The sequence below is a fragment of the Pseudomonas sp. RA_35y_Pfl2_P32 genome (assembly GCF_963970735.1).
Classification (GTDB): Bacteria; Pseudomonadota; Gammaproteobacteria; order Pseudomonadales; family Pseudomonadaceae; genus Aquipseudomonas.
The window spans coordinates 1-434 of the sequence record NZ_CAXAQF010000377.1 but is presented as its reverse complement, the minus strand read 5'-3'; the positions used below and the strand labels follow the sequence as shown (position 1 = coordinate 434).

At 64.5% G+C, this 434-nt stretch carries 1 protein-coding gene; it reads right to left on the bottom strand.

Translation table 11 applies throughout. From position 1 onward, the window contains the following. Positions 1 to 24 precede the first annotated feature (24 nt). The coding region (locus AACY45_RS28785; protein ID WP_339548875.1) for an NADPH-dependent FMN reductase at positions 25 to 434 on the bottom strand (410 nt) is incomplete at its 5' end.

The window sequence follows — 434 nt, the reverse complement described above, 5'->3', positions numbered from 1 at the left end:
GCCACGACCGCCGATCGGTCCTCTTTATGCGGCGGTCGGCTGGGTGGTCGCATTGCGCGAGTGGGACAGTTCGGCCAGTGCCGCGCGCACGTCCGCAATATGTCCGGCGAACGCCTCCGCAGGGTCGATCTCGCCCGAATTGGCCTCGATCTGCGTCCGTGACAGGCGCAGCGCGGGCCGCGCAGCGATCGGCCGCATCCCGATCCCTTCGCACACCTCCTGCAACTGTGCCGCAGCCTTGCCTCCGCCGTGCCCGCCATAAGATACGATCATGACCGGCTTGTCGGCCCATTCGCGGTAGAGGTGGTCGATCGCGTTTTTTAGAGCTGCCGGATAACCCCAATTATATTGTGGTGTGACGAAGATAAATGCCGCCGCGCTGGCGATCTTCCGGCTCCATTCGCGGGTCAATGCCGAGGCGTAGCTGGCGCGCT